General features: G+C 39.2%; 7 protein-coding genes. 3 read left to right on the forward strand and 4 right to left on the reverse strand.

All coding sequences use genetic code 11. From position 1 onward, the window contains the following. Window positions 1–466: YitT family protein (locus tag ACKI5B_RS09820; protein WP_407428246.1), on the reverse strand; the 466-nt coding region annotated here is incomplete at its 3' end. Window positions 467–606: 140 nt separating this feature from the next. Here ACKI5B_RS09820 and ACKI5B_RS09825 point away from each other — a divergent pair. From ACKI5B_RS09825 to ACKI5B_RS09835, 3 genes are all read left to right on the forward strand, one after another. Further along, complete coding sequence (locus tag ACKI5B_RS09825) at window positions 607–1,977, forward strand: ATP-grasp domain-containing protein (RefSeq protein WP_407428248.1); 1,371 nt, start codon at window positions 607–609, stop codon at window positions 1,975–1,977. A gap of 99 nt (window positions 1,978–2,076) precedes the next feature. After that, on the forward strand, window positions 2,077–3,774 hold the full coding sequence (gene ilvD, locus ACKI5B_RS09830) for a dihydroxy-acid dehydratase (RefSeq protein WP_407428250.1): 1,698 nt from the start codon (window positions 2,077–2,079) through the stop codon (window positions 3,772–3,774). 9 nt (window positions 3,775–3,783) lie between these two features. After that, entirely contained in the window at window positions 3,784–3,948 is a 165-nt protein-coding gene (locus ACKI5B_RS09835; protein WP_407428252.1) for a hypothetical protein, read from the forward strand. Between the two features lie 20 nt (window positions 3,949–3,968). Here ACKI5B_RS09835 and ACKI5B_RS09840 read toward each other — a convergent pair whose 3' ends face one another. From ACKI5B_RS09840 to folK, 3 genes are all read right to left on the reverse strand, one after another. Next, window positions 3,969–5,162: a hypothetical protein gene (locus ACKI5B_RS09840; protein ID WP_407428254.1), complete on the reverse strand. Its 1,194-nt coding sequence runs from the start codon at window positions 5,160–5,162 to the stop codon at window positions 3,969–3,971. Window positions 5,163–5,175: 13 nt separating this feature from the next. Beyond that, a complete protein-coding gene (locus tag ACKI5B_RS09845; RefSeq protein ID WP_407428256.1) occupies window positions 5,176–5,964 on the reverse strand; it encodes a segregation and condensation protein A in 789 nt (262 codons plus the stop codon). Beyond that, window positions 5,930–6,385, reverse strand: a 456-nt coding sequence (folK, locus tag ACKI5B_RS09850) for a 2-amino-4-hydroxy-6-hydroxymethyldihydropteridine diphosphokinase (RefSeq protein ID WP_407428258.1), incomplete at its 5' end; no start/stop codon positions are given. The genes ACKI5B_RS09845 and folK, both read right to left, overlap by 35 nt.

Below are 6,385 nucleotides of genomic sequence, written 5' to 3' on the forward strand. Positions count from 1 at the left end.
TCCACGCAGATTTTCCGGTCTTTTCAGAAATAAAAATTGCAATAAAATCAGTTCCACCGGAAGAACTGTCGGCAAAAAGACAGCAGGAAACAGCAGCAGCGTTAATAATTCCTCCAAAGACAGCACAAAGAATTGCATCGTCCGTAAGGTTGTATTTGGGTAAAAAATCAGTAAGCAGACCGGAAACGACAATCATTACAACGGAATACAATGTAAATTTTTTCCCTATGAACTTAAAGCCGATTATGACCGGAACAATATTAAAGGAATAAACAATAAGCGAGTATGGAAGAGAAATTCCCCAGAATTCAAGAAAAATTTCCTGAATAAGAAGGGTAACGCCCGCAAAGCCGCCCGGAAAAAGCTCTGCAGAAGTAACGAAGGTATTAATATTTACCGCCATCAGCACGCCTCCAAGCAAAACCAGAAAGAAGCGGCGGGCATCACGTAAAACTTGATTTTTCATTATTCTGTTTTAAGCGAATAATACACTCAAAATAACCTGAATTATCTTATCATAAATAAAAGTATAAAACAGTCCTTAAATTGGACATTACTGTACATTCTGTTATTCTAAAAGAGGAAGATTTCTGATATTCTTTTTCCATGCGTATTCTCTTCTATTCAACAAGTTCCAATACATACGACGGTAAAGCAATTAAAACAAACACCCTTCCCTCATGGAAAGAACAGTGGGAAAGCCTTGCAGAAAATCATCCTGAACATCAGTTTATAATCGCAACTCAGCTTCCAGGAATGTTTCTGCTTGATTTACAGGAAAATGAAATTGCACAAAAATCACAGAAAATTGAATATCACATTATTCATTCTGAAAAAGAAAAAGAAATCGCCATGGAACTTTCTGAATTAAAGCCGGATTTAGCTGCAGCCCTTTCGTTTTACGTAATGCCCTACGACTGGCTTACCGTAAAAGATGCCATGGTGGCAGACTTTCTGCGTGATTCTGGAATCAAAACAATCTGCCATACGGTAGAAACAGGTTTAATCTGCTTTGACAAATGGCGGACTCATGAATTCTTAGAAAAAACAGGCATAAACTGCGCTAAAACCGTTCACTTAAACCATGAACTTTACATAAATGCCGGAAACAGGCGGGAACTTACAGAAAACGTCTATACACAGGCAGTATTTCATGAAATAAAAAAGCTGAATTTTCCGCTGATTATCAAAGATACCACAGGTTTAAGCTCTTTCGGAGCAGATGTAGTCAATTCTTACGATGAAGCCGTTGGAATTTTGCGATCAAAGAAAACAACTTCTGACAGAACAATCGAAGAAATGATTTCAGGAGAGCAGTTCGGATGCGAAATTTACGGCACTTTTGACGAAAAAACAGGCAGCGGAAATTACACAATTTTGCCGCCGTTTAAGTTCAGCGTTAATCAGTACGGAATTACAAGTCCAAAACAGTCAGTAAAAGCAGGTCCTTTTGGATGTGATGAAGAAAGTTCAAAAAAATACAGAATCAGCGAACTGAACGAAATGCTTTTGAAGATGGCAAACAGCCTCAGGCTCAACGGAATCGCGCAGGTGGATCTTGTGTTTGACGGTAAAAAATGGTTTGTAATCGAAATAAATCCGCGTCTTTCAGGAATGAGTACAACTTATGCATCAAGTGCGGGGCTTCCTTTGAGCAAAATGATTTTTAATACTTTAATAAATTCTTCACAGAGCACTCAGATATTAAACTTTCAGTTTTCAGTTAACATAAAATTTCCTATTCTTTCAGAAAAACGTCTTTTTGAGTTAAAATCACTTTCCTGCGTCGCATTCGTTAATCAGATTGAAAATAAAGCAGCAAAGCAGATCCGCGAGCAGGGATACTGTGAGGTAATTGTGTGCGGAAATACGAAAGAAGAACTTTTGGAAAACCTGCTCAATTTGAAAGAAAAATTTTCTGATATATGTGAAGCAGCATTTTTTGAAACTGCAGACAATATGATTAAATTGCTGTAATTGCAAATAAATCATCAACTCATTTCAAATATTTCACTTTACGCAATAATAACTTTCCCCCTATAATATCATTGAATTATTTCTAATTGAGGTACACAAATGGCAAATACTAAAAAATCTGATAACGCAATCGTGGGAACAGCCCGTGCTCCGCACCGTTCGCTTTTCTTTGCTTCCGGCTACACTGAAGAAGAATTAAAACAGCCGATGGTCGGAATTATCTGTGCAAAAAACGAACTTATTCCGGGGCACATTGAACTTGACCGCATTGCAGAAGCTGTAAAGGCAGGCGTTCGCATGGCTGGCGGCACTCCAGTAGAATTTCCTGCAATCGGCGTCTGTGACGGAATTGCAATGGGACACGAAGGCATGAAATACAGTCTTGTAACACGCGAGCTTATCGCCGATTCAGTAGAATGTGTTGCAAAAGCACATCAGTTTGACGCTCTTGTAATGATTCCAAACTGCGACAAAATCGTTCCGGGTATGCTCATGGCAGCAGCCCGCCTCGACTTGCCGACAGTATTCGTTTCAGGCGGTCCAATGATGCCAGGTCATCTTCCTGGTCATGATTCTTCAAATCCATATTCAGGCAAAAACCTTTCTTTAACAGATATGTTCGAAGCTGTCGGAGGACTTGCTGTAGGTAAAGTTACAGAAGAGCAGCTTTGCGAAATGGAAAACTATGCCTGCCCTGGCTGCGGTGCTTGTTCTGGAATGTTCACTGCAAACTCAATGAACTGTCTTACAGAAGTTTTAGGTCTCGGCTTACCTGGAAACGGCACAATCCCTGCTGTTACAGGCCGCCGCATTCAGCTTGCAAAACATGCCGGCATGCAGGTAATGGAAATGTACAAGCGCGGAATCACTGCAAGACAGATGATGACTGCCGAAAACTTTAAGAACGCTCTTGCCGCTGATATGGCGCTCGGATGCTCTAGTAACACAATGCTTCACGTTCCTGCAATCATGCATGAAGCAGGTCTTGAGCTTGATTTGCACGAAGTAAACGAAATCTCTAACCGTACTCCAAACCTCTGCCACTTGGCTCCAGCCGGTCACACTTTCATGTGCGAGCTTGATGATGCAGGCGGTGTTCAGGCAGTCCTTGCAGAGCTTGCAAAAAAGAATCTTATCAACACAAATCTTATTACAGCAACAGGAAAGACAATCGCAGAAAATATTAAGGGCGTAAGAAACCGCAATCCTGAAATTTTGCGTCCAATCGAAAATCCGTTCAGCGACAACGGCGGAATTGCAATTCTGTTCGGAAACCTTGCTCCGAACGGAACTGTAGTAAAACGCTCAGCCTGTGCAAAAGAACTTATGCTCCACACTGGCCCTGCCCGAGTTTTCAACGACGAATCAGAAGCAATGGAAGCCGTTCAGAAAGCTCAGATTAAAGCAGGCGATGTTGTTGTAATCCGCTATGAAGGCCCGAAAGGCGGTCCTGGTATGCGCGAAATGCTTGCTGTAACTGCAGCACTTGCAGGTCAGGGCTTAGACAAACAGGTAGCACTCATTACTGACGGACGTTTTTCTGGAGCAACCCGAGGAGCTTCACTCGGTCACTGCTCGCCGGAAGCTGCTGTCGGAGGTCCTATTGCCCTCGTTGAAGAAGGAGATAAAATCACCCTCGACATCAACAACTACAAGATTCACCTCGATGTATCAGACGAAGAACTTGCAAAAAGACGTGCCGCATGGAAAGCTCCAGAGCCAAAAGTAAAAACAGGCTACCTTGCACGTTACGCAAAACTTGTTTCTTCGGCTGACAAAGGCGCTATCTTACAGTAAAATTGCTTTATGACTGAATCATTTAACAACTGGACGGACTACGATAACTGGCTCGTCCAGAACTATGACAAATATGCCATGACAAGCCTCAACGAAAAAGACGGCAAAGTTGTGGTAGAGTATGTAGAAAAATCTGAGTGGGAAAAACAGCAGAAAGAAAAAGGGAATTTATAGTTCACACCGCATTTTTTTGTTTAGTAATTATCCCACTTAAAGTCATCAAAGTCTTTTATCTGGCTTTCCCGCTCATTCCGGAAATATTTTTCTAATTTTCGGATTGTAAGCGGGATTTTGTTTTTGTAATTCGGGTTAAGGTAAAAATATGCCGAATAAAGTTTTGCTTCTTCGGACTGTGAAGAACTTTCATCATCAATGAAGATTATTCCTGCCAGATTTTTTGCAACGTCTTTAACGCGGATTTTTGGATTTGTGCAGCTAGGAGTAAACATAGAAGCACTTTCACTCATGCGGTTAAGTTCTATAAAAGTTCGGCGGGCAAGCGAGCGGTAAAAAAGATTGTTAAAATCCCCGAAATCAACGGTTTCCTCATTAAACCACGGATTTCTGACCATTGTAATTACAGAATATTCGTTATCAAGAAGCTTTGAAGCATAATCTAAGAATTTATACTTGTAGGCTTCTGCCATTGCAAAAGGAGAATATTCCTTTACGGTGCTGATTGTATCGGAATATTCGATTCTGAAAGTAAAAATAATACCGGCTTTTGATTCATAATGCAAAATCCGCTTATTTTCAGAAACTGCATTCGTAAGTTCGTAATAAATTTTACGTTTTTCAAAACCTAGATGGCTTTTTACTTCGGTGTAATCAATACTTGAAAGGTTATCCACGGCTATCATTACGCTTTTTCCGAGGGTAACCAGTGAATACTCTTCAACAACATCAATTACTTCATCCAGAATATTCTGATGGATACAGTTAAAGCTTTTTACATCTGTAAAAACTCTGTCATGCCTTAGATGAAGACACAAATCAATGTCGATAATTTCTTTCTGACCGTTTATGGCAGGAATAGATTTTGGATGATTTTTAATCGGAAGCTGATTTATAAAAGAAAGAGCAAAAAATTCAGAAAACTGAGAATAAAAATCAAGTGCCACAAGTTCTGAATAAGGACCTGCCCAGCCGGAATTCCTCGCTTCCCCGATATTTTTTACACGCTCAGCAATATCGTTTAAGACAGCCGGCTCCACTGCAAATTTTCCGGCTAGCCGTTCAAGTCTCTGAATAAAATTTTTTGCAAAGAGATTGGGATTTTCTACATTCAGCGGAGAAATACAGGAGTTTGTATTGGATTTATTGCGGATTTTTTTGTGAAGAGAAAAAATTCGAAAAATTATTTTTTCAAGATTTTCAATATCATTCACAATTATAAAATCTCTACGCAGCTTCGTATCTGCAAATCTTTATATCACCGAACATTCGGTTCTGATAAATTGCAGCCATTTTAAACTTAACAGCTTCCAGTATCGCCATAAAAGCACAGATTACATCAAGAATGTTTCCTTTACGTACAAGCAGATCTGTAAACATACATTCACTTTTCTTTTCAAGCAGTTCATTCATCAATGTAATTTTTTCATTAACAGAAATTTCTTCAGTAATATCAAGGATTTTCTGATCTGTATACTGACTCATAAGAGTTTTAAAGATTTTCTGCATCTGTTCAAGAAGATCCCAGGTATCCACGCGTTCCCATAAATCTTTTTCTTCAAAAGGAAGGACCCGCTGAATTTTATTTCGCTCAAAATTCCATTCACTTTCGTCCTGTTTTTCTTCAATAAGATCAGAAAGTTTCTTAAATTTCTGATATTCGATAAGCCTGTCTACAAGTTCTTCCCGAGGATCATCAAAATCCAGATCATCATCAATTTTTACTTCAACAGGGAGCATCATCCTGGATTTTATATAAATAAGCCGGGCTGCCATGCTGTAAAACTCAGATAAATCACTTAATTCAAATGAAGATGCATAATCCAGATATTCAAGAAACTGTTCAGTAATCTGTGCAATCGGAATGTCATAAATATTGATTTTATTGTCACGAATTAAAGCCCACAGTAAATCAAGAGGTCCGTCAAATTCACCGACAGTATATTTTCTTTTAGTTTTTAACGATTCTTCTTCGTCTTTTTCAATAATTGTCTGTGAAACTGCCTGTTCTTCCATACTTTACTGCCCCCTGACTGCCTGTTTTTTCGAGAGCTTTTTCATAAAAAGCCCTCTTTTTTATATCGGCATCTTTTGGAAAAACTTCAAGAAGAGGAATTAAGACAAATGCCCTTTCAGAAATACGCGGATGCGGAATTTCAAGATTATTCATTTGATTTTCTTTATCAATAAAATGAATTTCTTCATTTCCATAAAGTTCAATATCAATGTCAAGACTCCGCTCGCCGTTTCGAATTTCATAATCTCTGTTTCTACCGAATTTTGCTTCTATTTCGTGAATCTTTGAGAGAAGGTCGTGAGGAGAAAGTTCAGTATCGCCGGAAACTGCCATATTATAAAAATCCGGCTGATTTTCGACATACATGGGTTTTGTACGGTAAACCGAGGAAACCCTAAAATCAGAAAAAAACTGCTTTAA

This window comes from Treponema sp., assembly GCF_045657965.1.
GTDB lineage: Bacteria > Spirochaetota > Spirochaetia > Treponematales > Treponemataceae > Treponema_D.